Source organism: Pseudomonas sp. 8AS (assembly GCF_902506505.1).
Lineage (GTDB): Bacteria > Pseudomonadota > Gammaproteobacteria > Pseudomonadales > Pseudomonadaceae > Aquipseudomonas.
In genome coordinates, this window is the sequence record NZ_LR733406.1 from 1,253,507 (window position 1) to 1,278,855 (window position 25,349).

23 protein-coding genes are annotated in these 25,349 nt (G+C 65.7%); 10 read left to right on the forward strand and 13 right to left on the reverse strand.

All coding sequences use genetic code 11. The annotated features are described in order from the left end of the window. Nucleotides 1-315: 315 nt before the first annotated feature. Nucleotides 316-1,263, reverse strand: a complete 948-nt coding sequence (locus GV001_RS05835; RefSeq protein ID WP_160078700.1) for a LysR family transcriptional regulator — start codon at nucleotides 1,261-1,263, stop codon at nucleotides 316-318. A 70-nt stretch (nucleotides 1,264-1,333) separates the two neighbouring features. Between GV001_RS05835 and GV001_RS05840 the strand changes: the two genes are divergently transcribed. Genes GV001_RS05840 through GV001_RS05855 form a run of 4 tightly spaced genes read left to right on the forward strand, consistent with a single transcriptional unit; the run spans nucleotide 1,334 to nucleotide 5,334 of the window. Further along, complete coding sequence (locus GV001_RS05840) at nucleotides 1,334-2,575, forward strand: D-amino acid dehydrogenase (RefSeq protein WP_160078701.1); 1,242 nt, start codon at nucleotides 1,334-1,336, stop codon at nucleotides 2,573-2,575. 13 nt (nucleotides 2,576-2,588) lie between these two features. Beyond that, the gene (locus tag GV001_RS05845) at nucleotides 2,589-2,945 is read left to right on the forward strand and encodes a RidA family protein (protein WP_160078702.1); all 357 of its coding nucleotides are present in this window, start codon (nucleotides 2,589-2,591) and stop codon (nucleotides 2,943-2,945) included. A gap of 53 nt (nucleotides 2,946-2,998) precedes the next feature. Next, the gene (locus GV001_RS05850) at nucleotides 2,999-4,117 is read left to right on the forward strand and encodes an extracellular solute-binding protein (protein ID WP_160078703.1); all 1,119 of its coding nucleotides are present in this window, start codon (nucleotides 2,999-3,001) and stop codon (nucleotides 4,115-4,117) included. 38 nt (nucleotides 4,118-4,155) lie between these two features. Further along, nucleotides 4,156-5,334: a serine hydrolase gene (locus GV001_RS05855; RefSeq protein ID WP_256664872.1), complete on the forward strand. Its 1,179-nt coding sequence runs from the start codon at nucleotides 4,156-4,158 to the stop codon at nucleotides 5,332-5,334. 69 nt (nucleotides 5,335-5,403) lie between these two features. Here GV001_RS05855 and GV001_RS05860 read toward each other — a convergent pair whose 3' ends face one another. From GV001_RS05860 to plsB, 3 genes are all read right to left on the reverse strand, one after another. Then, on the reverse strand, nucleotides 5,404-6,081 hold the full coding sequence (locus GV001_RS05860; RefSeq protein ID WP_160078705.1) for a DUF4197 domain-containing protein: 678 nt from the start codon (nucleotides 6,079-6,081) through the stop codon (nucleotides 5,404-5,406). A gap of 70 nt (nucleotides 6,082-6,151) precedes the next feature. After that, nucleotides 6,152-7,114, reverse strand: coding sequence for a class I SAM-dependent methyltransferase (locus GV001_RS05865; protein WP_160078706.1), 963 nt, complete (start codon nucleotides 7,112-7,114; stop codon nucleotides 6,152-6,154). 89 nt (nucleotides 7,115-7,203) lie between these two features. Further along, nucleotides 7,204-9,690 carry a glycerol-3-phosphate 1-O-acyltransferase PlsB gene (plsB, locus tag GV001_RS05870; protein WP_160078707.1) on the reverse strand — a complete coding sequence of 829 codons (2,487 nt, stop codon included), beginning with the start codon at nucleotides 9,688-9,690 and terminating at the stop codon, nucleotides 7,204-7,206. Nucleotides 9,691-9,926: 236 nt separating this feature from the next. Between plsB and GV001_RS05875 the strand changes: the two genes are divergently transcribed. From GV001_RS05875 to GV001_RS05890, 4 genes are all read left to right on the forward strand, one after another. Beyond that, nucleotides 9,927-10,850 (forward strand): ABC transporter ATP-binding protein, encoded by a 924-nt coding sequence (locus GV001_RS05875; RefSeq protein WP_160078708.1) that lies wholly within the window; start codon nucleotides 9,927-9,929, stop codon nucleotides 10,848-10,850. Further along, a complete protein-coding gene (locus tag GV001_RS05880) occupies nucleotides 10,847-11,581 on the forward strand; it encodes an ABC transporter permease (RefSeq protein ID WP_160078709.1) in 735 nt (244 codons plus the stop codon). Before GV001_RS05875 ends, GV001_RS05880 begins: the two co-directional genes overlap by 4 nt. Nucleotides 11,582-11,583: 2 nt before the next feature. Further along, nucleotides 11,584-13,419, forward strand: a complete 1,836-nt coding sequence (locus GV001_RS05885) for a Gldg family protein (RefSeq protein WP_160078710.1) — start codon at nucleotides 11,584-11,586, stop codon at nucleotides 13,417-13,419. Between the two features lie 449 nt (nucleotides 13,420-13,868). Further along, complete coding sequence (locus GV001_RS05890) at nucleotides 13,869-14,078, forward strand: cold-shock protein (protein ID WP_160078711.1); 210 nt, start codon at nucleotides 13,869-13,871, stop codon at nucleotides 14,076-14,078. A 66-nt stretch (nucleotides 14,079-14,144) separates the two neighbouring features. Here the strand turns inward: GV001_RS05890 and GV001_RS05895 are convergent, their stop codons facing one another. The 4 genes from GV001_RS05895 to GV001_RS05910 form a co-directional block, all read right to left on the reverse strand. After that, nucleotides 14,145-14,516, reverse strand: a complete 372-nt coding sequence (locus GV001_RS05895) for a hypothetical protein (protein WP_160078712.1) — start codon at nucleotides 14,514-14,516, stop codon at nucleotides 14,145-14,147. Between the two features lie 10 nt (nucleotides 14,517-14,526). Then, entirely contained in the window at nucleotides 14,527-15,378 is an 852-nt protein-coding gene (locus GV001_RS05900) for a putative RNA methyltransferase (protein ID WP_160078713.1), read from the reverse strand. After that, nucleotides 15,372-16,514 carry a succinyl-diaminopimelate desuccinylase gene (dapE, locus tag GV001_RS05905; protein ID WP_160078714.1) on the reverse strand — a complete coding sequence of 381 codons (1,143 nt, stop codon included), beginning with the start codon at nucleotides 16,512-16,514 and terminating at the stop codon, nucleotides 15,372-15,374. Before dapE ends, GV001_RS05900 begins: the two co-directional genes overlap by 7 nt. Before the next feature lie 89 nt (nucleotides 16,515-16,603). Beyond that, nucleotides 16,604-19,201 (reverse strand): glycosyltransferase, encoded by a 2,598-nt coding sequence (locus GV001_RS05910; RefSeq protein ID WP_160078715.1) that lies wholly within the window; start codon nucleotides 19,199-19,201, stop codon nucleotides 16,604-16,606. 252 nt (nucleotides 19,202-19,453) lie between these two features. Between GV001_RS05910 and tcdA the strand changes: the two genes are divergently transcribed. Together tcdA and GV001_RS05920 are read left to right on the forward strand one after the other, a co-directional pair. Further along, nucleotides 19,454-20,266 carry a tRNA cyclic N6-threonylcarbamoyladenosine(37) synthase TcdA gene (gene tcdA / locus GV001_RS05915; RefSeq protein ID WP_160078716.1) on the forward strand — a complete coding sequence of 271 codons (813 nt, stop codon included), beginning with the start codon at nucleotides 19,454-19,456 and terminating at the stop codon, nucleotides 20,264-20,266. 117 nt (nucleotides 20,267-20,383) lie between these two features. Further along, nucleotides 20,384-20,845 (forward strand): DUF1456 family protein, encoded by a 462-nt coding sequence (locus GV001_RS05920; protein WP_160078717.1) that lies wholly within the window; start codon nucleotides 20,384-20,386, stop codon nucleotides 20,843-20,845. 59 nt (nucleotides 20,846-20,904) lie between these two features. Here the strand turns inward: GV001_RS05920 and GV001_RS05925 are convergent, their stop codons facing one another. The 5 genes from GV001_RS05925 to dapC form a co-directional block, all read right to left on the reverse strand. After that, the gene (locus GV001_RS05925) at nucleotides 20,905-21,312 is read right to left on the reverse strand and encodes a SufE family protein (protein WP_160078718.1); all 408 of its coding nucleotides are present in this window, start codon (nucleotides 21,310-21,312) and stop codon (nucleotides 20,905-20,907) included. Continuing rightward, nucleotides 21,309-22,514 carry an aminotransferase class V-fold PLP-dependent enzyme gene (locus tag GV001_RS05930; protein WP_160078719.1) on the reverse strand — a complete coding sequence of 402 codons (1,206 nt, stop codon included), beginning with the start codon at nucleotides 22,512-22,514 and terminating at the stop codon, nucleotides 21,309-21,311. The genes GV001_RS05925 and GV001_RS05930 overlap by 4 nt, the downstream gene beginning before the upstream one ends. A 156-nt stretch (nucleotides 22,515-22,670) precedes the next feature. Beyond that, nucleotides 22,671-23,705 carry a 2,3,4,5-tetrahydropyridine-2,6-dicarboxylate N-succinyltransferase gene (gene dapD, locus GV001_RS05935; protein WP_160078720.1) on the reverse strand — a complete coding sequence of 345 codons (1,035 nt, stop codon included), beginning with the start codon at nucleotides 23,703-23,705 and terminating at the stop codon, nucleotides 22,671-22,673. A gap of 66 nt (nucleotides 23,706-23,771) precedes the next feature. After that, on the reverse strand, nucleotides 23,772-24,119 hold the full coding sequence (locus GV001_RS05940; RefSeq protein ID WP_160078721.1) for an ArsC family reductase: 348 nt from the start codon (nucleotides 24,117-24,119) through the stop codon (nucleotides 23,772-23,774). Between the two features lie 19 nt (nucleotides 24,120-24,138). Next, nucleotides 24,139-25,347, reverse strand: coding sequence for a succinyldiaminopimelate transaminase (gene dapC / locus GV001_RS05945; protein WP_160078722.1), 1,209 nt, complete (start codon nucleotides 25,345-25,347; stop codon nucleotides 24,139-24,141). Between the last annotated feature and the right edge of the window lie 2 nt (nucleotides 25,348-25,349).

Sequence of the window (25,349 nt, forward strand, 5' to 3'; positions counted from 1 at the left end):
TCACTGTGCGGGGCTTTTTGTTTTTATGGGACAGGCTTATTCGCCAGCCATTGCGGCTAAAGTCGTTCTTACACAGACCATGCCGTCAGAGGGCGTCGAGCAGGTTGCTGCTGAAGCCGTCGGGCTGGCCGAGTTGCGGGGCGGCGACTCGCACTCCCATGGCTCATGGCATCTTTGAGGCTGCTCCTGGTGGCGGTCTGGGCCGGCAAGGGACAGGGCAGAGGTGTTGGCACCACCGTGCATGGAACCGAGAAAGCGGGGCGGTTCAAGATGTGCTGGCCGCAGGAGGCGCGCAGGTGGTTTTTCAACAGTGTGCTAGGCGTCCTTGATATTCGAGGTAGTGGAGCGCAACACATCCAAAAAATGCTGGTGGTAATGCAGCAGCGGCTGTTCATCCAGCCACCAGGCATGCAGACCGACTGTGATTTGCGGAGCCAGGGTGGCCTGCTCAAGACCTTGCTGGGTAGCAAGCGTAGCGGTGAAGGGGTCGACCAGGGCAATGCCTTCACCGCTGGCAACCATGCTCAATTGCAGCTGGTAGGTTTGCACGCGCGTGCACACCTGGGGCGGAGGTTGCAGGTTTTCCAGCAGGGCATTCAGGCGCATGCCAATCGGGTCTCTGGCATCCAGGCCTGTCAGTCGCAGGCCTGCGAGCTGCTCCAGTGCAAGGGTCTTGGTGCCTGATGGCCAGAATCCCGGCGGCGCAATGGCCTTGACGCTGCCCTCGGTGAGACAGGTGCTGCGAATCGCCGGATGAAAAGATGGCTGTAGCGAGAGCCCCAAATCGAAGTCTCTTAGCAGCAGTGCCCGTTGAATGTTGTCCGTGTGCTGGGTAGCCAGTGAGCAGTGCTTGTCTGGGTAACGCTGTCGCCATTGCTGCATGCAGGTAGGCAATACACTGCTCGCCAGCGTGGGGGTGCAGATCACTCGCAAGGGGGGGCAATCCTGGAGGCGCAGGTTGCCGGCTAATTCGCGGATGCGCTGCAGGTTCTCACTTAAACCGTTGATCTCCCCCCGCAAAATGGTCATCTCTCGAGTGGCCACCAGCCGTCCTTTAGCCCGGGTGAACAAGGCAAAGCCAACTTGCTGCTCGGCATGTTGTAACACCTTGCTCACGGCCGGCTGAGAAATATGCAGGAGGTTTGCGGCAGCAGTGACGCTGCCAGTTTCCAGAATCGCCTGTATGACTTCGATATGCCTTAGACGCATGTCTGCCCCTCCCTCTTTCCCAGCCCATAACTTCAGGTTATGGGCTGGGATCATATAGCAATTTTCCACTCCTGCTGATCGCGCCTACCTTGGGGGCATTGAGTCAACAAGGGCTTCACGCAGCATGAAACAGGTCGTGGTGATAGGTGGTGGTGTTATCGGACTGACCACGGCTTACGCCCTGATACAGGCCGGTGCGCGGGTGACACTGCTGGAAGCTGCAAGCAGCGTGGCGCAAGGTTGCAGCTTCGCCAATGGAGGGCAGCTGAGTTATCGCTATGTATCGCCTCTGGCCGACGCCCATGTGCCGTGGAAAGCCCTCGCCTGGATGGCCGCCGGTAATCGAAGCCCGCTGAAGTTCGCCCCAACGCTAGATCCTGCTCAGTGGAAATGGCTGTGGCAGTTTCTGCTGCTCTGCCGGCGCCGCGTGAATGCCCGAAACACCACGCACCTGTTGGCCTTGGCCCTGAAAAGTCGCGAGGTGTTATCGGCGTGGCAAACACAAGCATCGCTTGCCGATTTTTCCTGGCGTAACAGTGGCAAGCTGGTGCTTTACCGAAAGACGGCGGATTTGCAAACAGCCAGCCAGCAGTTGTTGGAATCCTCGCAGCAAGTCCTGTCGTCAGATCAATGCCTGGCCCTGGATGGTGCCTTGAAGCACTTGGCAGCTGACGCTTGCGGCGGCATTTTCACCCCCGGCGATGATGTGGCGGACTGCCATGCATTCTGCCAGGCCGTGCTCCAGCGCTTGTGTGAGGCGCCTACGTTCACCTTGCTGGAAAACTGCAGTGTTAATCAGATACGCGTGCAGGCAGGGCTGGCGGCGGCCGTTGTGTCGTCGCAAGGAGATATCCCATGTGACGAGGTGATCCTGGCCAATGGAGTTGCAGTCGCACAGCTGGCCCGGCAATGGGGCGAGCGCTTGCCCATCTACCCGCTCAAAGGCTACAGCCTGAGCGTGCCGGTCGGCGCCGATCAGGCGGCGCCCAGCGTGTCCGTCACGGACCTCGACAACAAGATTGTCTATGCCCGCATTGGCGACACGCTGCGCGCCGCCGCAATGGTCGATATCGTCGGCTATGACCGCTCTGTTGATGGGCGCCGCATCGCTCACCTGCAGCAGCTTACGCAGCAGGCCTTTCCTCAGTTGCAACTCGGTGGTGATACGCGTGCCTGGGCGGGCCTGCGACCCGCCACACCCAGCGGGATGCCCATCATCGGTCGCGGCCGCCATCGAAACATCTGGTACAACGCTGGCCATGGCGCCTTGGGCTTCACATTGGCCGCTGGCTGCGCGCAAATCCTCAGCGAAAGTCTGCTTCAAGGGCGAGAAACCCTCGAATGTCTGTCATTTATCCCGGCATAAGCGAGCGCCAAACATGAGCATTACTAGACTCCGATCCAACTCACGCCTTTCTGCAGTGCTTGTCCACAATGGCTTGGTATACCTTTCGGGCCAGGTGCCGGATCAGGTCGATGCCGGTTGTGAAGCGCAGTGCCTGGAGGTGCTCGGCAAAATTGATGCGCTACTGGCTGAGGCCGGTACCGAGAGGGCGCACCTGCTCTGTGCACAAATATGGCTGACCGATATTAACGCGGACTTTGCCGTCTTCAACCACGTCTGGGAGACATGGCTGCAGGGTTGTCCGCCGCCCACCCGTGCAACCGTGCAGAGCCCACTGGCCAGAGCGGGAGCCAAAGTCGAAGTAATGGTTAGCGCCGCGTTACCGCACTAAGCGAAACAGCCTCTGACGCCGTTTCAGCCTGTTCATACCCGAGGAGAGTTGTCGTGAAAAAGAACAAAAACATGCTGCATCACGCACTGTTGCCCAGCACCTTTATAGCCTTCTGTCTACCCAGCCTGGCTGGGGCTGCCGAGCAGGAAAAGCTGTATTTCTATACGTGGGCAGATTACATCAGCCCCCAGGTCGTCGAAGCCTTCGAGAAGGACACGGGGATTGACGTGATTCAGCAGGTGTATGACTCCATTGAAGTCATGCAGGCAAAGATGCTGACCGGCAACACCGGTTATGACTTGGTGATCACCGCCTCCGATACCTTGGCTCCGCAGATCAAGGCCGGTGTGTACGCTGAGCTGGATAAAAAGAAACTGGGCAATTACGGCAACCTTGACCCCGAACTCATGGCGAAGATGGCCACGCTGGACCCCGGCAATACCCATGCGGTGCCTTACCTGTACGGCACCACTGGCGTGGTGTATCAAGAGCAGGCCGTGCGCAAGGCACTCGGCGACCTGCCATGGCCGGAAAACCCGATGAGCCTGCTGTTCGACCCGCAGTACACCGAGCGGCTCAAACAGTGCGGTCTGAGCCTGATGGATTCGCCCTTCGAAACCCTGCCAGTCACCCTGCACTATCTGGGACGCCCCGCGCAAACCGCCACAGAAGCCGATATCAAGGACGCCACTGAGCGGTTAAAGAAGATTCGCCCGGATGTTCGGCAGTTCACTTCGATGATTACGGTGAACCTGGCCAGCGGCAATTTGTGCGCCGCAATGGGCTACAGTGGGGATGCGGCACTGGGTAACCAGAAGCTCATCGACTCGGGGTCGCCGCTTCGTCTGAGCTATGCCTATGACCTCAAGCAGGGCACCAAACTGTGGGTGGATAGCTTTGCCATCCCGGCAAGTGCCGCCAATGCCGACAACGCCTTGAAGTTTATCGACTACATCCTTCGCCCGGAAAACGCTGCAACCATTGCTAACGAGCTGCGCTATGCCACCCCGAACCTGGCTGCAGCGCCGCTGCTGGATGCGGAATTCCGATCCGACGTTTATCAGTACCCGAGCGCTGAAACCAAGCAACGCCTGTTTACTGTCGATCTGGACCAGCAGGAGCAGCGCCGCATGACCCGTGCCTTCAATAGCCTGCGTACCACCACGCAGTGACAAGCGGGGCCGCACGCTGGGAAGCACTGTGCCGGCAGATGCAAGGGTGTGCGGCGCACCCTCTTGCATCGCTTGGTGTCTGTGTCATTCAAGACGGGCGCGTGGTGTATCGCGGCGCCTATGGGCATTCCCACTTTGGCCTTGATGGGCGCTTTGGCGAGGCGCTTTTCAGTAGTGCGCAGCTGATGCGGATCGCCTCAGTGTCCAAGCTGGTGACAGCCTTGGCACTGGCTCCGCTGCTGGAGTCAGGCCAAGTCTCGCTGCAGCAGGATCTCAGCGAACTGCTTGGCCAGCCTATCCGCCATCCCGATTTGCCCCATGAGCCGATTCGTCTTAGTCATCTGCTCTCCCACACCAGCTTGCTTGCCGACAGCGCGCGCTATAGCGTCCCGCTGCAACAGCCGCTGCTCCCTCTTCTGCGCGACTCTGGGCGCTGGCTGAGTGCGCAACAGTACCGGCCGGGGACGTGCTTCAACTACTGCAACCTCAACTATGGCCTATTGGCCTGCGTGATGGAGCGGATCACGGGTGTGCGCTTTGACCAGTACCTTAAGCAGGTATTGCTTGAGCCGCTGGGTATCCCCGGTGGCTTTAACGTTGCAGCGTTCTCGCAGGCCGAGATTGAACAGCTTGCGCCTGTGCATCAGTGGCAGGCCGGGGCATGGGTGCCGCAGATTGATCTCTGGCAAGGGCGCGTGCCCCGTCTGGAAGAGTTGCCCAGTGAAAATCCGGACGTTGGCCTGACCGCAACAGCCACCGCCGATGGGCCGTGGCTGGGCGAAAGTTACGTGCTGGGCAGCAATGGCTCGGCGTTCTCGCCCCAGGGCGGATTGCGTACTTCGCTGGAGGGTTTAGCCGCGCTTGCTCTGGGCATACTGGATGACGCCCGTATAAGTCGCCATGCGGCATTACTCGATCAGCCATCCTGGCAAGCCGAAAACGGCCAGAAAGAGGATGACTGTGACGGGCTGTTCAGCCTGGCCACGCTTGGCAGTCACCGGGTTGCGCTACCTGACGATGACTACCTGTGGGGGCATGCGGGGGCGGCCTATGGATTGCTGTCGGGCCTTTACCTGCATCGGCAAAGTCGATCAGCCTTGGTCTGGTTGATCGGCGGGACCAACCCGCAGGATCCCTATCTGGCCAACACCCGCCCCCACAAGGGATTCAGTCAGTGGGAAGCTTCGTTGTTAAAGCTGTTCATCGAGCAGCTTTAACGGGAGCTTAAACTGCAGCGTGAGTCGCCCTGGATTTGCCTGCCGGGGCCCCACAAGTCGGCGCAGACGTCAGCGAGCGCCAAACACCTTCTTCGCCAGGCTGGTGGCCGCTTCGGCCGGGTTTTCGCGGATGCTCGCCTCCTGTTCGGCGATCATCTTGAACAGGCCGTCCAGCGCCTGCTCGGTGACGTAGTTCTCCACGTTGGCACTTTTCGCATCGACCACGCCCAGGGCTGCGGCCTGGCCGGCGAAGGCGTTGTACTGCTGGACCACGCCGACCCGGTCGGTGGCCTGCTTGACGATCGGCAGGAACTTGGCGCGGATCTGCTCGCGGCTGGTCTTGTTCAGGTACTGGGTGGCGGCATCGTTCGGCCCGGCGAGGATGCTCTTGGCGTCGCTGACCGTCATCTTCTTCACCGCATCCACCAGCAGCGCCTGGGCCTGCGGCACGGCCGCCTCGGCGGCCTGGTTCATGCTGGCTTCGAGCTGGTCGACCTGCTCGCCCATGCCCATCATCTTCATGGTCTTGGCCGCCTTGCCGAGCTTGCCCGGCAGTTCGATGCGCACGTCCTCGTTGTCGCTGAAGCCGCCGGGCTTGCCCAGTTGCTGCACGGCGACCTGCGCGCCCTGGGTCAGGGCATCCTTGAGCCCGCTGCTGGCGTCGGTCTGGCTGAGGTCGGCGAGGGACAGGGCGAAGGCATTGGCGGACAACAGCAGGCCGGCGGCCAGGGCGGTGAGGCGGAGCATGGGGCTTTCCTTATGGCGGTGGGGATCAGGCGAGCTTAGCGGACTGGGGCAGCGGCGCCAAACCGCCTGCTCAGGGGCTGGTGGCCTCGGCAGGCGGCTGGCGGGTGAACACCAGGGCCTTCAGGGCGCTGCCTTCGCTGATATCGGCGAATTCCGGCGGGTTGTCCAGGCGCTCGACGAAGCGCAGGCCGGGCGCCTCGCGGGCCATGCCGTCGATCAGGAAGTCGGGGCCGATGCTCGGGTCGTTGAAACAGGCCAGTACGCTGCCGCTGGCGCCGAGCAGGTCCGGCAGGCGGCGCAGGATCTTCTGGTAGTCCTTGGTCAGGACGAAGCTGCCCTTCTGGAACGAGGGCGGGTCGATGATGATCAGGTCGTAGGGCGCGTACTTCTTCAGCTTGCTCCAGGACTTGAACAGCTCGTGGCCGAGGAAGCTGACGCGGCTGAGGTCATGCCGGTTCAGCCGGTGATTGTCCCGGCCGCGGCTGAGGGCCGCCTTGGCCATGTCCAGGTTGACCACCTGCTCGGCGCCGCCGGCGATGGCGGCGACGGAGAAGCCGCAGGTGTAGGCGAAGAGGTTCAGCACGCGCTTGCCCGCCGCCCGTTCCTGGACCCAGCGCCGGCCATGGCGCATGTCGAGGAACAGTCCGGTGTTCTGGAACCGGCCCAGGTCCAGCTGGAAGCGCAGGCCGTTCTCGACCACCACGCAGCCTTCCAGCGGCTCGCCCAGCAGCCACTGCGCGCCATTGTCCTGGCGGTAGCGGTGCTGCAGCAGCAGGCTGTGCGCCCCGCACTGTTGCCAGGCGGGGGCGGCGGTCAGCGCCAGCAGCATGGCCTCCAGGGCGCTCAGCTCGTCCGCCTCGGGCTGGCGAAACAGCGCCACCAGCAGCACGCCCTGCAGCCAGTCGACGGTCAGCTGTTCGAGCCCCGGCCAGCAGCGGCCGCGGCCGTGGAACAGGCGCCGCACTTCGCCGGGTGGCGGGCTCAGGGCCGAGAGCAGGTGCTGGTGCAGGGTGGCGAGGGCGGCTGGGTTCATCGCTGATCGTTACCGGTGTCTGAGATAAAGGGGCTGTGGAAGCGACAAGGGCCGCAGTGGCGGCCCTTGTCTGTGCATGCGCTGGCGGGTCAGACCGCGTCGTCGCCATCTTCGCCGCGTTGCAGCGCCACCTGGCGGATCGACAGGCGGATCTCCGCCGGCAGCACGCGCTTGGCCGCGCCTTCGGCCAGTTCGGCCAGCTGCGGGTGGTGGCTGAGCTTGCCGGCGCTGTCCTGGCGCAGCACGCCTTCGTCCAGCAGGGTCTGGATGAAGTGGCGGAACAGGCTCTTGTCGAAGAACTCCGGGGCGTTCAGGCCATGCAGGATCGACAGGCGCTGGGCCATGACCACGCAGAGGTTCTCCAGCTCCTCGGCCGACAGCACGTTCTGCCCGGCGTTGCTCAGCAGGGCGGTGGCCATGTAGAAGCGCTGCAGGGTCTGCACGATGGCGCGGGCCAGCAGGGTGAGCAGGACGAACTGGCGCGAGCTCGGTGCCGGGCGGATGTACAGGTCGTCTTCCTGGCGCAGCAGGCCCTGTTCGACGAAGGCGGCCAGCCACTGATCCACGACTGATTCCAGCTCTTCCCGTTTCCAGCGGATAAACAGCTCGGACTGCAGGTACGGATACAGCGCCGTGGTGTAGCGCAGGATCTGTTCGCGGCTCATCCGCGAGCTGCTCTGGAAGAAGCTCGCCAGCAGCGCCGGCAGGGCGAAGATGTGCAGCACGTTGTTGCGGTAGTAGGTCATCAGGACGGCGTTCTGCTCGTCCAGATAGAGGATCTTGCCCAGCGCGTCCTTCTGCTCGGCCAGCAGGTCCATGCTCTGCACGTAGCGGATCAGCGCCGCGCCATCGCCTTGCGGCAGGGTCGCGTGGGGCGAGTAGGGCACCTGGCGCAGCAGCGCCAGATAGAGGTCGAGCACCCGTACCAGGCTCTTCTCGTCCAGTGCCAGCTTAGCCGTCGAGAGCAGGGCCAGGCCGACCAGGTTGACCGGGTTGACCGCGGCGGCCTCGTTGAGGTGCTGGGCCACGCGCTCGCCGAGGCGGTTGGTGGCGGCGTTCAGCCAGTCCGGGCGGAACTGCGGGCCATGGTCCTGGCTGCGCCAGTCCGGCTGCTCGGCGTCGAGGAACTCAGCCAGCTTGATCGGCTCGCCGAAGTTGACCCAGACGCTGCCGAAGCGCTGTTTACGGATGGCGCTGATGACCTTGAAGATGTCGAAGATCGACTCCTTCTTCTTCGCCGCGCCGCGCAGCTCGCCCAGGTAGGTGCGGCCTTCGAGCACGCGCTCGTAACCGATGTAGACCGGCACGAACACCACCGGCAGGCGGTTGGAGCGCAGGAAGCTGCGCAGGGTGATGGCCAGCATGCCGGTCTTCGGCTGCAGCATGCGCCCGGTGCGCGAGCGGCCGCCCTCGACGAAGTACTCCACCGGGAAACCGCGGCTGAACAATGTGTGCAGGTATTCGTTGAACACCGCGGTGTACAGCGGGTTGCCCTTGAAAGTGCGGCGCATGAAGAAGGCGCCGCCGCGGCGCAGCAGGCCGCCGATCACCGGCATATTGAGGTTGATCCCAGCGGCGATATGCGGCGGGGTCAGGCCGTTGCGGAACAGCAGGTAGGACAGCAGCAGGTAGTCGATATGGCTGCGGTGGCAGGGCACATAGATCACCTCGTGGCCGTGGGCCACTTCGCGTACGGCGTCGATATGGTTGACCTGGATGCCTTCATACAGCTTGTTCCAGAACCAGCTGAGCACTGTTTCGAGGAAGCGGATGGCGGTGTAGGTGTAGTCCGAGGCAATTTCGTTGCCGTAGCGCAGGGCCTGGGCCTCGGCTTTCTCCACGCTGATCTTCTCGCGTTCGACTTCGTCGAGGATCGCCTGGCGTACCTGCGGGCCGTGGATCAGGCCCTTGACCAGGTTGCGCCGGTGCGACACGTCGGGGCCGATCACCGCTGCCTTCTGGTTGCGGAAGTGCACGCGCAGGATGCGCTGGGCCATGCGCTGGGTGCGCTGCAGGCCCTTGTCCTGGGCCAGCAGCTCGCGCAGGTGGATCGGCGCGGAGAACTGCACGCGGGTCTTGCGGCCGAGAATCAGGATGCTGACCAGCTTGCGCAGGCGCCCGGTGACGGCCCAGCTGTCGGCGAACAGCAGTTTCCAGGCGCTGGTCTCGCGGTCCGGCGACTGGCCCCAGAACACGCTGACCGGGATGATCTGCGCGTCGTCCACCGCATTGCGCTCGAGGGCGGCGAGGGTGCGCACCAGTGCCGGCGGCGCGCCGCGCTTGTCATGGCCGCCGAACCAGCCCGGCTCGGGCGTCAGGTAGAAGAAGGCGGCAGGCTCGATCTGCTCGCCGATGGTGACCGGCAGCACCGGGCGCGGCAGGCCGGCCTTGCGGCATTCCGTGTCGACCACCGCCAGGTCGCTCGCCGAGGGCTGCTGCAGCACGTAGAACACCGGCTTGCTGCGATCCAGCTTGAGGGTGAAGGCGGACTGGTTGATGGTTTCCGAGCGCACCCACAGATAGAGGACGCGGCGCAGGGCACCAAAGGCGAGACGGCGGAAGGGCGAGCGGGTCATACGGACTCTGCGGGGCAATCAAGCGAGCATTTGCTCGGGGGCGCTAGTTTGCCGCATCACCCGCCGCGCGGCAAAACCGATATGGCGCCGACAGGCGGGAAAAAACCGGCAACTTTTCGCAGGCAATGCGGTCTTGCATTGCCGACGACCGACTCCTTATAGTCCGGCCGGCATTTATCGGGCCCGTTTCACGCGCGGCGTGGCGCGGCGGGCCTTTATCGCGATGGTGAGAGGCCATGATCGAAATAAGAAACCTGACCAAGCGTTTTGCGGGACACACGGCCGTCGACGGCCTGTCGTTCGGCGTCCAGCAGGGGGAAGTGCTGGGCTTTCTCGGCCCCAACGGGGCCGGCAAATCCACCACCATGAAGATGTTGACCGGGTTCCTCGCGCCGACTTCCGGCACGGCGAGCATCCTCGGCTGCGACATCCAGCGCCAGACCCTCAAGGCCCAGCAGCAGATCGGCTACCTGCCGGAAGGCGCGCCGTGCTACGGCGACATGACGGTGCGTGGCTTCCTCGAATTCATCGCCGAGGTGCGCGGCTTCCGCGGCGCCGAGAAGCAGCAGCGGGTGCAGCGCGCGGTCGGCCAGGTGGAGCTGGACAAGGTCCTCGGCCAGTCCATCGACACCCTGTCCAAGGGCTTCAAGCGCCGCGTCGGCCTGGCCCAGGCGATCCTGCATGATCCCAAGGTGCTGATCCTCGACGAGCCCACCGACGGCCTCGACCCGAACCAGAAGCACCAGGTGCGCGGGCTGATCCAGAGCCTGGCCCAGGACAAGATCGTGATCATCTCCACCCACATCCTCGAAGAAGTCAGCGCCGTGTGCACCCGCGCCGTGGTGATCGCGTCCGGCAAGCTGGTCGCCGACGGCACGCCGCTGGAGCTGGAGAGCCGCTCGCGCTACCACCAGGCCGTCACCCTGGTCAGCCGCGGCGAGCTGGACAAGGCCGCCCTGGCCGCCCTGCCGGGCGTGGCCGGGGTCGAGGAGAATCGCAGCGAGCACAGCCTCACCGTGCTGGCCCAGCCGGGCCAGGTGATCTTCCCGCAGGTCAACGCGCTGATTCACCAGCGCGGCTGGCACGTGGAGGAACTGGACGTGGAGCGCGGCCGCCTCGATGAAGTTTTCCGCAGCCTGACCCGGGGAGAAGCCGCATGAAGCAGCTACCGGTGGTATTCAAGCGCGAGCTGGCCAGCTACTTCGCTACCCCTCTTGCGTACGTGTTTATCCTGATCTTCCTGGTCCTGTCCGGGGTCTTCACCTTCTACCTGGGCGGCTTCTACGAAGGCGGCCAGGCCGATCTCAAGGCCTTCTTCAGCTTCCACCCCTGGCTCTACCTGTTCCTGGTGCCAGCTTTGGCCATGCGCCTGTGGGCCGAGGAGCGCAAATCCGGCTCCATCGAGCTGCTGATGACCCTGCCGATCACCCGTTTCGACGCGGTGACCGGCAAGTTCCTCGCCGCCTGGGTGTTCGCCGGTATCGCCCTGTTGCTGACCTTCCCGATGATCATCACGGTCAACTACCTGGGCGAGCCGGACAACGGCGCAATCATCACCGCCTACCTGGGCAGCTGGTTGCTGGCCGGCTCCTACCTGGCCATCGGTTCGTGCATGTCGGCCCTGGCCAAGAACCAGGTGATCGCCTTCATCCTCGCCGTCAGCGCCTGCTTCCTGTTCATCGTCAGCGGCTTCCCCATGGTGCTGGATGCCTTCACCGGCTGGGCGCCGCAGTGGCTGTTGGACGCGGTGGCCTCGCTGAGCTTCCTGACCCGCTTCGATGCGATCAGCAAGGGCGTGATCGACCTGCGCGACCTGCTCTATTTCATCACCCTGATGGCCGCCTGGCTCGCCGCCACCGCCATCGTGGTCGATCTGAAGAAGGCTGACTGAAGATGAAAAAACTGATGTATTCCGGCGCCGGCCTGCTGCTGATTGCGGCGGCCTTCCTGGCGTTCAATCTGTTCGCCGGGCTGACCCTGAACAACGCCCGTCTCGACCTGACCGAGCAGAAGCTCTACACCATCTCCGCCGGCACCGAGCAGATCCTCGGCGAGCTGCAGGAGCCGATCGACCTGTACTTCTTCTATTCCGACAAGTCGGCCCGCGACCTGGCTGTGCTGCGCAACTACGCCACTCGCGTGCAAGAGCTGCTCAAGGCCTACGAGCGCGCGGCCAAGGGCAAGATCACCCTGCACGTGGTCGACCCCGAGCCGTTCTCCGAGGACGAGGACAAGGCCGCCGGCTTCGGCCTGCAGGCCGTGCCGGCGAACCAGGACGGCGCGCAGATCTACTTCGGCCTGGCCGGCACCAATAGCCAGGACGGCAAGCAGATCATCCCGTTCTTCCCGCTGGACCAGGAAGAGCTGCTCGAATACCAGGTCAGCCAGCTGGTGCAGACCCTGGCCAGCCCGCAGCGGCCGGTGGTCGGCGTGCTGTCCGGGCTGCAGATCAATGGCGGCTTCGACATGGCCAGCCGCCAGCCGACCGCTCCCTGGATGGTGATGGAGGAAGTTCGCCAGCTGTTCCAGATCGAGAGCCTGAAGATCGGCGTCGACCAGATCCCGGAGAAGGTCTCGGTGCTGTTGCTGGTGCACCCCAAGCAGCTGCCGGAGCAGACCCTGTACGCCATCGACCAGTTCGTCCTGCGCGGCGGCAAGCTGATGGTGTTCGTCGACCCCTACAGCGAGGCCGACACCGGCATGCCGATGCTGCCGGGCGATGGCGCCGACAAGTCCTCGGACCTCGAGCCGCTGTTCAAGGCCTGGGGCCTGCGCCTGCAGCCGGGCAAGGTGCTCGGCGACGGTTCCTACGCCATGGCCGTGGGCATGGGCCAGGGCCAGCGCCCGGTGCGTCATGCCGGCTGGCTGGGCCTGCAGGCCCGCGCGCTGAACCAGGACGACGTCAGTACCGCCGGCCTGGAAAGCATCAACGTCGCCACCAGCGGCATCCTCGAACCGCTCGAAGGCGCCAAGACCCAGTTCCTGCCGCTGCTGCAGAGCTCGGAATACGCCATGCCGTTCGACGCCGCGCGTTTTGCCATGCTCAACAATCCGGAAGAGCTGCTGCGCGACCTGCAGCCGACCGGCGAGCGCTACGCCATCGCCGCGCGCATCAGCGGCCCGGTGCAGTCGGCCTACCCGAACGGCATCGAGGGGCGCAAGGACGGCCTCAAGGCGGCGGACAACATCAACGTCATCGCCGTGGCTGACACCGACCTGCTGACCGACCGCATGTGGGTGCAGGTGCAGGACTTCTTCGGCCAGCGCGTGCCGCAGCCGTTCGCCGACAACGCCGGTTTCGCCATCAACGCCCTGGATAACCTGTCCGGCTCCGACGCGCTGATCAGCGTGCGTTCGCGCGGCCGTTTCAGCCGCCCGTTCGAGGTGGTCGAGGCGCTGCAGCGTGAGGCCGAGGCGCAGTTCCGGGTCAAGGAAGAAGACCTGCAGAAGCGCCTGGGCGAGACCGAGCAGAAGCTCGCCGCCCTGCAGCAGAACCAGGACCCGAGCAAGGTCATGGAGCTGACCCCGGAACAGCAGGCCACCGTGCAGCAGTTCCTTGCCGAGAAGGTGCGCATCCGCAAGGAGCTGCGCGAGGTGCGCTTCCAGCTCAACTCGAAGATCGAGGAACTGGGGCGCACCCTGAAGTTCGTCAACATCGCCCTGGTGCCGCTGCTGCTGACCCTCGGCGTGCTGGCCCTGTGGCTGTGGCGGCGGCGCAAGGCCGCCTGACAGGCCGTTCGGGGTTCGTGAGCCAGGCGCCCTGCCTGGCTCATGCACCAACCCCCCAACGTCGTTTTCGCGTGGGGTGCGCCGCGCGCGCCACCGGCCCTGTGTGGTCCTGCCGGTGCGCACGGCGCACCCTGCACAACTCCGGACCGGGGCTGTCGAGCGGGGCCGCAACAGCTCCCGAATCTGGCAAAAAAGCTGACCGCTGCGCTCGTCGCGGCTTCCGTGGAAATGGCTGCAGGCCACGCCGTGCGTGGCTTGCGGGCTGTTTTAAAAAGTCCTTGGCAGCGTCTTGAGTTGTTTTATACTCGCCAGGCGGTCGCATTGGGAACGCCGTTCGCAACCCCGCTCCATGCTGTACGGCCGGGGCTGGAGAGCAGACGAAGACGTTTTTACCGACCCGCCGAGACCCAGTCGGGCAATAACAATAATGTGAGTCGAGGGAAGTACGAATGGCTGATCGTGAGACCGGAACCGTCAAGTGGTTCAATGATTCCAAGGGCTATGGCTTCATTCAGCGTGGCAGCGGCCCGGACGTGTTCGTCCACTACCGCGCTATCCGCGGTGAGGGGCATCGCTCGCTGGTCGAGGGCCAGCAGGTCGAGTTTTCCGTGATCCAGGGCCAGAAGGGCCTGCAGGCGGAAGACGTTTCCCAGCTCTGATCCAGGCCACTCGCCGCATGCAAAAGGCCCGTCAGTGACGGGCCTTTTGTTTTTCGGGGCGGCGTTTCAGTCGGTGCGCCAGATGATCTCTTCTTCGCCATCGCTGCTGACGCGGATCCAGCGGTCGGCGGTCTCGACGCTTTCCTCCTCGTCCCAGCCGCCCGGGGCGCAGCGCACTTCCACCTCCAGCGCGGCGAAGGCGGCGCGGGCGCAGGCCAGGTCGTCGTCCCAGGGCGTGGCGTCGCTTTCCAGGTACAGGCTGTGCCACTTGCCCACGGCCTTCGGCAGCCAGGTCACCGGCACGTCTCCGGCGCGGCACTTGAAGGTCTGGCCCTGCTGGCGCCATTCGCTGACCGGGCCGATGGCCTGGCCCAGCCAGGCGGCGATGGCCTTGTGGTCGGCGTCCTTGAGGTAGATCTCGATATCGGGTTGGCGCATGAGTGTGTCCCTAGAGTTTCTCGATCCAATCGTAGCGAATGGATACGGTGACTTCGAAGTCTTCGGCAATCACCGCGGCGCGGCGTTCGGCGCTGGCGCGCCAGCCGTGCGGGGTCATGGCCAGCAGGTCGGCGCGGGCCTGGCTGCTGGTCAGGTTCAGGGCAAAGCGCAGGGTTTCGCTGTGGGCCAGGCGCATGCCCGGCGGAATCAGGCCGAGGTGCTTCTGCTCGTCATAGTCGCGCACCTCGTCGTACAGCTTCTGTCGCAGCTGCATCAGGTGCTCGCTGGTCGGGCCCATGCGCAGCAGGCCGCCGCCGGGGGCGAGCAGGCGCAGCGCCTCCTGCCAGTCGAGCGGGCTGAACACGCTGGCCAGCAGGTTGCAGCTGGCATCCGCCAGCGGCACGCGGGCCATGCTCGCCACCAGCCAGGTCAGACTGGCGACCGACAGGGATGTTGGAAGTGCCGCATCGCGTAGGGAACGCGCGCGGCTGCGCGCGCAGGCACGCTTGACCGCCTCGCGGGAGATATCCAGGGCATAGCCGTCGGCATCCGCCAGCAGCTCGGCGATCTGCGCGGTGTAGTAGCCCTCGCCGCAGCCGATATCCAGCCAGCGCTGCGGCGCGCGCTCGGCGGCCAGCTCGGCCAGGCGCCGGGCCAGCGGCGCATAGTGGCCGCCATCGAGAAAACGCCGGCGCGCCTCGACCATGGCGACGTTGTCGCCCGGGTCGCGGCTGTTCTTGTGCTGCACCGGCAGCAGATTCAGGTAGCCCTGGCGCGCGCGGTCGAAGCGGTGGTTGGCCGGGCAGGCCACGCCGTTGTCGACGACGCTCAGCGCCTGCTGGCAGATCGGGCAGATCAGCATGCGAGCAGATTGACCAGGGTCTGGTAGTAGATTTCGGTCAGCACATCCAGATCGCTGGCCAGCACGCGCTCGTCGATCTGGTGGATGGTGGCGTTGACCGGGCCCAGCTCGACCACTTGCGTGCCCAGGGTGGCGATGAAACGGCCGTCCGAGGTGCCGCCGGAGGTGGACGGGGTAGTTTCGCGCCCGGTGACCGTCCTGATGCTGGCGGCCACGCCATCGAGCAGCTCGCCCGGCTGGGTGAGGAACGGCAGGCCGGACAGCGCCCAGTCCAGCCTGTAGTCCAGGCCATGCTTGTCGAGGATGGCGGCAACGCGCTGCTGCAGGCCTTCGACCGTGGATTCGGTGGAGAAGCGGAAGTTGAACACCGCTTTCAGCTCGCCGGGGATGACGTTGGTGGCGCCGGTGCCCGCGTTGAGGTTGGAGACCTGGAAACTGGTCGGCGGGAAGTAGGCGTTGCCGTTGTCCCAGTGCTCGGCGGCCAGTTCGGCTAGGGCCGGGGCGGCCAGGTGGATGGGGTTGCGGGCCAGGTGCGGGTAGGCCACGTGGCCCTGCTTGCCGCGTACCGTGAGGGTGCAGCCGAGGGAGCCGCGGCGGCCGTTCTTGACCATGTCACCGACCAGGGTGGTGCTCGACGGCTCGCCGACGATGCACCAGTCCAGGCGCTCGCCGCGCGCGCGCAGGCGTTCGACCACGGCCTTGGTGCCGTGTTGGGCCGGGCCTTCCTCGTCGCTGGTGATGAGGAAGGCGATGGCGCCCTTGTGCTTCGGATGGTCGGCGACGAAGCGCTCGACGGCGATGATCATCGACGCCAGGCTGCCCTTCATGTCCGCCGCGCCACGGCCGCAGAGCATGCCGGTCTCGTCGATCAGCGCATCGAACGGCTGGTGCTGCCAGGACTGCAGCGGGCCGGTCGGCACCACGTCGGTATGCCCGGCGAAGCACAGCACCGGGCCGTCGCCACCGCGGCGCGCCCAGAAGTTGTCCACTTCCTCGATACGCATCGGCTCCAGGGCGAAGCCGGCGGCGGCCAGGCGGCGCATCATCAGCTCCTGGCAGCCTTCGTCGACCGGGGTCACGGACGGGCGGCGGATCAGGTCGCAGGCAAGCTCGAGGGTGGGGGAGAGGGTGGTCATTGCAGCTCCGGAGCAGCGGAATTCAGAAAGGCCGCCATCTTAAAGCAAAACGGCGGCCCGAGGCCGCCGTTTCGACAGGCAGGGCCCACTCAGACCGGGGCCGTGGCCTCGTCCTCGCTGGCTTCCACCGGCTTGGGCAGGGACGACAGCAGGGCCATGATCAGCGCCGCCAGGTACGGCAGCGACTGCACCAGGAGCATGGCCACCCAGAACTTCACGTCGGCGCTGGGCAGGCCCTGGACGATGCCGATGCCCAGTGCCGCGCCCCACAGCAGGAGCATGATGAAGACTTCCTCGCGGGCCTCGGCCAGGGCCACGAGGATGCCGTGGTTGCTGGCCATCTTCGGCGTGCGGAAGAACGGGATGGTCTTGGTGAACGCCCCGTACAACACGGCCTTGGCGATGGTGTGCGACAGCGCCAGGCCGGCGATGGCGGCCTGGAACGAGCGCACCAGGTCGACACCCACCGCGCGGCGGTAGAGGAACAGGATCTTGCCGAACTTGAAGAAGAACAGCGCCAGCGGCGGGATGGCGAAGATCATCAGCGGCGGGTCGACCCGCTGCGGCACGATGATCATGGCCGCCGACCAGAGCAGGGCGCCGATGGTGAAGAAGATGTTCAGACCGTCGGCGATCCACGGCAGCCAGCCGGCGATGAAGTGGTAGCGCTGGCCCGGCTGCAGCTCGGAGCCCTTGCCGAGGAACAGGCTGCGCGCATGGCCCTTCATGATCTGGATGGCGCCGTAGGCCCAGCGGAAGCGCTGCTTCTTGTAGTCGATGAAGGTATCCGGCATCAGCCCCCGGCCGAAGCTCTGGTGGGCGTAGGCGGCGGCGTAGCCTTTCTCGAACACGCGCAGGCCCAGCTCGGCGTCCTCGCAGATGGTCCAGTCGGCCCACTGCAGCTCGTCCATCACCGTGCGGCGGATCATGGTCATGGTGCCGTGCTGGATGATCGCGTTGCGGTCGTTGCGGGTGACCATGCCGATATGGAAGAAGCCCTTGTACTCGGCGTAGCAGAGCTTCTTGAAGGTGCTTTCGTTGCCGTCGCGGTAGTCCTGCGGCGACTGCACCACGGCGATCTTCGGATCACTGAAGTGCGGCACCATGTGCTTGAGCCAGTTCTTGTCGACGCAGTAGTCGGAGTCGATCACCGCCACCACTTCGGCATCCTTTGCTGTGTGCGGCAGGATGTAGTTCAGCGCGCCGCCCTTGAAACCGTGCAGCGGGGCGACGTGGAAGAAGCGGAAGCGCGGGCCGAGCTGCTCGCAGTAGGCCTGCACCGGCTCCCACACGGCCGGGTCCTTGGTGTTGTTGTCGATGATCAGGACTTCGTAGTCCGGATAGTCGAGGGCGGCCAGGGCATCGAGGGTCTGTTTGACCATCTCCGGCGGCTCGTTGTAGCAGGGCACGTGGATCGACACCTTGGGCCGGTAGGCGGTGTCGGTCAGCACCGGCAGGAACGGGCGGCGGCGGGTGCGGGTCCAGGCGGTCTCGGCCAGCTCGTGGGCCTCGGTGATCAGCACGATGAATACGCCGAAGGCGCCGATGCCGAGCAGCAGGCCGACTATGGTGCTGAACCAGGTGCTGTACTGCTGGCTGTAGTCGTAGCCGATCCACACCAGCACCGAGCCGCCGGCGAAGGCGACGAAGGTCAGGAAGGTGCGCCCGCGCTGGCGCAGGGCGCTGCCGTCGATCAGCATCAGGGCCAGGGTCAGCAGGGCCAGGACCACCGAGGCGATGGCCAGCAGGCGCCACTGCGGAATGGCCACCACCGGGCCCTCGAAGGCGAACTTGGCCTGGCGGTCGAGGTTGTACACGCCCCAGTAGGCGCCCACCGAGCCTTCGTCGCTGGCCTTCCACGGCTGGTCGAAGGCCTCGATGACGAAATAGTTGTAGCCCTTGGCGTTCAGCGCGTTGACCAGGGTGCGCAGGTAGATGGCCTGGTCCGCCTGGGAGGCGTCGGCGCCGCCGCGCATGCGACCGTTGCTCGGCCAGCCCACTTCGGAGAGCAGCAGGGGCTTCTTCGGGAACAGCTTCTTCAGGTCCTTGGCGCGTTCGAGGACGAACTCGGTGGAGTCCTCCATCGGCACGAACTCCCAGTAGGGCAGCACGTGGGCGGCGATCAGGTCGGCGTGCTTGGCCAGCTGCGGGTATTCCTGCCAGATGTGCCACTGCTCGGAGGTGGTCACCGGCACCTTGACCGCGGCGCGCACCCGGTCGAGGTAGGCGATCAGGTTCTCCGGGGTCACTTCGCGGCGGAACAGGGCCTCGTTGCCGACCACCACGCGGACCACGCTGCGCGAGTCGTTGGCGATTTCGATGGCCTTGGCGATCTCGCGCTCGTTGCGTTCCAGGTCCGGGCTGATCCAGATGCCGAGGGTCACGCGCAGGCCGAACTCTTCGGCCAGGTAGGGGATCTTGGCCAGCTCTCCATCCACCGAGTAGGTGCGGATGTTGTCGGTCTGGCTGCTCAGCAGTTCCAGATCGGCGCGGATCTGCGCATCGCTCGGGTAGGTGTTCTGCTGCGGGTTCTGCCCGGCACGGAAGGGCGAGAAGGAGTAGCCGGAGATCTGCTCGGGCCAGTCCGGGGCGCTGACCGGGCGGTTGTAGAGCGCCCAGATGCCAGTGAACAGGGCGGCGACCGCCACGAAGACTGCCAGATTGAGTCCGAATTTACGCGTTGGCATAGCTGTTTTCAGGTTCCGCAGGGTGGAACAGGGGAGTTTCCGGCGAACGCCGGTCGGCGCGCATGCTACTCCGCCGCCTGTTAGCTGTATAGCACCGGCCGGGCCCGCTGTTGGCGGGGCTTTGCCGTTGGGCAACAGCCGTGCGGAAACGTTCGCCGGGCACGGCGCGCAACGCACTCGCGCAGTGCGCGGCGCTGGTGAGTCTGGTGCCCGCCACCCTTATAATGCCGGCCGGTTTGCGAGGGTGGTGGCATGGCGACAGATGATCAGCGTTTCGGTGGGATTGCCCGGCTTTACGGCCTAGAAGGGTTGCAGCGCCTGCAGGCGGCGCATGTGGCCGTGGTCGGTATCGGCGGCGTGGGCTCCTGGGCGGCCGAGGCGCTGGCGCGTTCGGGGGTCGGCGAGATTTCCCTGTTCGACCTGGATGACGTCTGCATCACCAACACCAACCGCCAGGTGCATGCCCTGAGCGGCGCGGTGGGCCAGGCCAAGGTCGAGGTGATGGCCGAGCGCATCCGTGCCATCAATCCGGCCTGCGTGGTGCATGCGGTGGCCGACTTCGTCACCCGCGAGACCATGACCGAGTACATCACCGAGGAGCTGGATGCGGTGATCGACTGCATCGACAGCGTGGCGGCCAAGGCGGCGCTGATTTCCTGGTGCAAGCGGCGCAAGATCCAGATCGTCGCCACCGGGGGCGCCGGCGGCCAGATCGACCCGACCAAGATCGAGATCGCCGACCTGAACAAGACGGTCAACGACCCGCTGATCGCCAAGGTGCGCTCGCTGCTGCGCCGCGACTACAACTTCTCGCGCACCCCGGGGCGCACCTACAGCATCACCTGCGTCTACTCGCGCGAGCAGCTGCGCTACCCCTTGCCCGACGGCAGCGTGTGCCTGAGCAAGGTCATGCCCGGCGACGGCACCCGCCTGGACTGCGCCGGCGGCTTCGGCTCGGCGATGATGGTGACCGCCAGTTTCGGCATGGTCGCCGCGGCGAAAATCATCGACAAGCTGGTAGCCGGGGCGCGGCGCCCGGCGGAACGGGCGGGCAAACCCGCGTAACGGGCGGTTTTTCTGCCGCGCGGGGCGACGCCAGGCCCTATAATCGCCGCTTGCCCGCCTGCCGGATTCCCCGCGCCCAGCCCGCCGATGTGGCTGCGGCCTGAACGAGATGCTCCCATGATCAACAACGATGTGCTGCGCAGCCTGCGCTACCTGCTGGATGTCAGCGACGCCAAGCTGGTGGAAATCTGCCAGCTGGCCGACTACCCACTGGCCGAGGCCGATGTGGCGGCCTTCCTGCTCAAGGATGACGAAGAGGGCTACGCGCCGTGCAGCGACGAGGTGCTGGCGCATTTCCTCGATGGCCTGGTGTTCTTCAAGCGCGGCAAGGACGACAGCCGCCCGGCGTTGCCGGTGGAGAAGCGCCTGACCAACAACACCATTCTGAAGAAGCTGCGGGTGGCCTTCGAACTGAAGGATGACGACATGCACGCCATCCTCCAGGCCGCCGACCTGCCGATGACCAAGGCCGAACTCAGCGCCCTGTTCCGCAAGCCGGGGCACAAGAACTTCCGCCTGTGTGGCGACCAGGTGCTGCGCAACTTCCTCCGTGGCCTGACCCAGCGCCAGCGCGGCTGAGAACCTGCTTGAAGGTGGATGGGCACAGCCTTGTCCTTCGATGGTTCTGACGCGTGGCTCTAACCCTGCGTCAGCTCGCGCATGCGCTGCAGCACGGCATTCAGGCCGTTGCTGCGTGACGGCGACAGCTGCCGGGCCAGGCCCAGCTGACTGAACCAGTCGGCCAGGTCGACGCCTTGCAGCTCGCCGCCGTCCAGGCCGTTGACCCGCGCCAGCAGCACGGCCAGCAGGCCGCGGATCAGCCGGGCATCGCTGGCGGCGCGGAACTGCCAGCATCCATCACGGCATTCGCCGACCAGCCAGACCTGACTCTCGCAGCCATGCACGCGGCTGGCTTCGTTTTTTTCGCTGTCGTTCAGGGCTGGCAGGCCTTCGCCCCACTGCATCAGCAGGCGCGCGCGCTGTTCCCAGCCGGGGCACTGGCCGAAGGCGTCCAGCGCTTCGCGGGCGGCGGCGGGCAGGCTCATCGCAGCAGCTCCAGGCTTTTGTCCAGGGCGGCGAACAGGCGTTCCAGGTCGCCAGCGTCGTTGTACAGGCCCAGGGACACGCGGATCGCCCCGGGCAGGCCGAGGCTTTTCAGCAGCGGCATGGCGCAGTGATGGCCGGCGCGCACGGCGATGCCCTGTTCGCTGAGCAGGTGGGCCAGGTCGGCGCTGTGCACCCCGTCCACCACGAAACTGGCCAGGGCTACCTGGGGCGCGCCGAGCAGGCGCACGCCCGCGCGGGCGGCCAGGCCAGCCAGCAGCCTGGCGTGCAGGGCCGCCTCATGGCCGGCGACGGCCGCCTGATCCAGGCTGGCCAGGTAATCCAGGCTGGCGGCCAGGGCGATGATGCTGGAGATCGCCGGGGTGCCGGCCTCGAAGCCCAGCGGTGCGGGGCGGAAACGGGCGTGCTGGTAGTCGGCCTCCAGCACCATCTCACCGCCGAACTGCCAGTGGCGCAGCTGCGCCAGGGCCTCGCGGCGGCCGTAGAGCAGGCCGACGCCGTCCGGGCCATACAGCTTGTGGCTGGAGCAGGCGTAGAAGTCGCAGCCCAGGGCCTGCACATCGTGGCGGCCATGCACCACGCCCTGGGCGCCGTCGACCACCGTCAGCGCGCCTTGCGCCCGGGCCAGAGCGATCAGCTCAAACACGGGCTGCCAGCAGCCGAGCACGTTGGACAGTTGCGATACGGCCAGCAGGCGGGTGCGCGGGCCGATCAGCGTGGCGGCTTGCGCCAGGTCGATCTGGCCCAGCTCGTCCAGCGGCAGCACCACCAGCTTGAGGCCACGGCGCAGCGCCAGTTGCTGCCAGGGCAGCAGGTTGGCGTGGTGCTCCAGGGCGCTGACGACGATTTCGTCGCCGGCGGCGAACCGATGTTCCAGGCCGTAGGCCAGCAGGTTGAGGGCTTCGGTGCTGCCGCGGGTGAAGACGATCTCCTCGCTGCTGGCCGCGTTGAGCCAGTGCGCCGCCTGGCTACGGCTGGCCTCGAAGGCGCGGGTGGCGCGCTCGCCCGGCAGGTGCTGGGCGCGGTGCACATTGGCCGCGCCGCCGGCGTAGTAGCCCAGCAGGCTGTCGAGCATGGCCTGCGGCTTCTGCGCGGTGGCGGCGCTGTCCAGGTAGGTCTGGCCTGCGCCGTCGAGGGCCAGGATGCCGGGGAAGTCGGCGCGCCAGGGAGAAGTCAGTGACATGGGCTTCGGCACCGCTGAAATGTCTGCTGAGTATAAATAGACAGGCCGGGCATGGGCCCGGCCTGTCGCTGCCTGTATTGCACTATGGGTAGGCGCTACGCACCTCGGCCCATCCTGCGGGCGATCAGTAGGATGGGGCGAGCGCAGCGATACCCATCAATTGTGCGCGTGCAGCGCCTCGTTCAGCTCGATCGCGGTCTTGTTGGTCTTGCATTCCACCGCGCCGGTCTGCGAGTTGCGGCGGAACAGCAGGTCGGCCTGGCCGGCCAGTTCGCGGGCCTTGATCACCTTGACCAGGTTGTTCTGCTCGTCGAGCAGGGCGACCTTGGTGCCGGCGGTGATGTACAGGCCGGACTCCACGGTGCTGCGGTCGCCCAGCGGGATGCCGATGCCGGCGTTGGCGCCGATCAGGCAGCCTTCGCCGACGCTGATGATGATGTTGCCGCCGCCGGACAGGGTGCCCATGGTCGAGCAGCCGCCGCCCAGATCCGAGCCCTTGCCGACGAACACGCCGGCGGAGACGCGGCCTTCGATCATGCCCGGGCCGGCGGTGCCGGCGTTGAAGTTGACGAAGCCTTCGTGCATCACCGTGGTGCCTTCGCCGATGTAGGCGCCCAGGCGCACGCGGGCGCTGTCGGCGATGCGCACGCCGGCCGGCACCACGTAGTCGGTCATCTTGGGGAACTTGTCCACCGAGAACACTTCCAGCAGCTCGCCCTTCAGGCGCGCTTCCAGCTGCAGCTCGGCCAGCTCGGCCAGGTCCACGGCGCCCTGGCTGGTCCAGGCCACGTTGGGCAGCAACGGGAAGATGCCGGTCAGGTTCAGGCCGTGCGGTTTGACCAGGCGGTGCGACAGCAGGTGCAGCTTGAGGTAGGCCTCGGGCGTGCTGCTCAGGGCGATGTCGGCATCGAGGAAGGTCGCCACCAGCGGCTTGTGGCTCTCGGCCAGGCGGGTGAGCAGGGCGGCTTGGGCGGCGTCGATGCCTTTCAGGCTTTCGGCCAGTTCGGCGGCCTGCTGGGTGGTGAAGGCGATGGCCTGGTTGCCGCCGGTGTAGCCGAGCTTCTGCGCAACCTTGTCGGACAGGGCAGTGGCCGGGTGCAGCAGCGGCTGGGCATAGAAGACTTCCAGCCAGTTGCCCTGGCGATTCTGGGTGCCGACACCGAAGGCGATGCTGAACAGTTGGGTAGACATGGCAATTCCTCTTGCTGAATTGGGTTGAAGCCGGCGCGGCAGCAGCCAGGCGAATTCGTGGGTGGATCAGTTCAGGGCGGCGGTGTACAGCTCGGGCTTGAAGCCGACCAGGGTCTTGCCGCCCAGATCGAGGACCGGGCGTTTGATCATCGAGGGCTGGGCCAGCATCAGTTCGATGGCGCGCTCCTGGTCGAGATCGGCCTTGTGCGCCTCGTCGAGCTTGCGGAAGGTGGTGCCGGCCCGGTTGAGGACGGTCTCCCAGCCGTGTTCGGCACACCATTGCTGCAGGCTGGCGCGGTCGATGGCGGCGGCCTTGTAGTCGTGGAAGGCATAGCTTACGCCGTGCTCGTCGAGCCAGGTGCGGGCCTTCTTCATGGTGTCGCAGGCCTTGATGCCGTACAGGGTGATGCTCATGGTTAGAGTCCTTTGAAACTCACAGTCCTTTGACGAAGGCGCGGATGCGCTCGGCGGCCTCTACGCACTCGGCCAGCGGCGCGACCAGGGCCAGGCGCACGCGGCCGGCGCCGGGGTTCTCGCCGCTGACCTCGCGCGACAGGTAGGAGCCGGGCACCACGGTCACGTGCTGCTGGGCGAATAGTTCGCGGGTGAAGCTCTGGTCGTCGCCCGGGGTCCTGGCCCACAGGTAGAAGCCGCCGTCGGGGCGCTGCACGTCCAGCACCGGACCGAGGATGTCGAGCACGGCGGCGAACTTCTCGCGGTACAGGTCGCGGTTGGCGCGCACGTGGGCCTCGTCGTTCCAGGCGGCGACGCTGGCCAGCTGGGTCTGCACCGGCATGGCGCAGCCGTGGTAGGTACGGTACAGCAGGAAGGACTTGAGGATATCGGCGTCGCCGGCGACGAAGCCCGAGCGCAGGCCCGGCAGGTTGGAGCGCTTGGACAGGCTGTGGAACACCACGCAGCGCGCAAAATCACTGCGGCCCAGTTCGGCGCAGGCGGTCAGCAGGCCCGGTGGCGGGTTGTCCTCGTCGAAATACAGCTCGCTGTAGCACTCGTCGGCGGCGATGACGAAATCGAATTTGTCGGCCAGGGCGATCAGCTTTTTCAGCGTCTCGAGCGGGATCAGGGCGCCGGTGGGGTTACCCGGCGAGCACAGGAAGAGGATCTGGCAGCGCTGCCAGACGTCGTCGCTGACCGCGTCGAAATCCGGGTTGAAGCCATGCTCTTGCAGGCACGGCAGGTAGTGCGGCTCGGCGCCGGCCAGCAGGGCTGCGCCTTCGTAGATCTGGTAGAAGGGGTTGGGGCTGACGACCAGGCCTGGTTCTTGTGAAGAGACCTCACGGTTCACCACGGCCTGGGTGAAGGCGAACAGCGCCTCGCGGGTGCCGTTGACCGGCAGCACGTGGCGGGCGGCATCCAGCCAGCCGGCCGGCACGCCGAAGCGGCGTTCGCACCAGGCGGCGATGGCTTCGCGCAGTGCCGGCAGCCCCAGGGTGGTCGGGTACACGGCCAGCTGGTCGAGGTTGTCCGCCAGGGCCTTGGCGACGAAATCCGGCGACTTGTGCTTGGGTTCGCCGATCGACAGGGCGATCGGGCGCTTGTCGGCCGGCGGCTGGGCGCCGGCCAGCAGGGCGCGCAGTTTCTCGAAGGGGTAGGGCTGCAGTTGGGTCAGGGCGTGGTTCATAA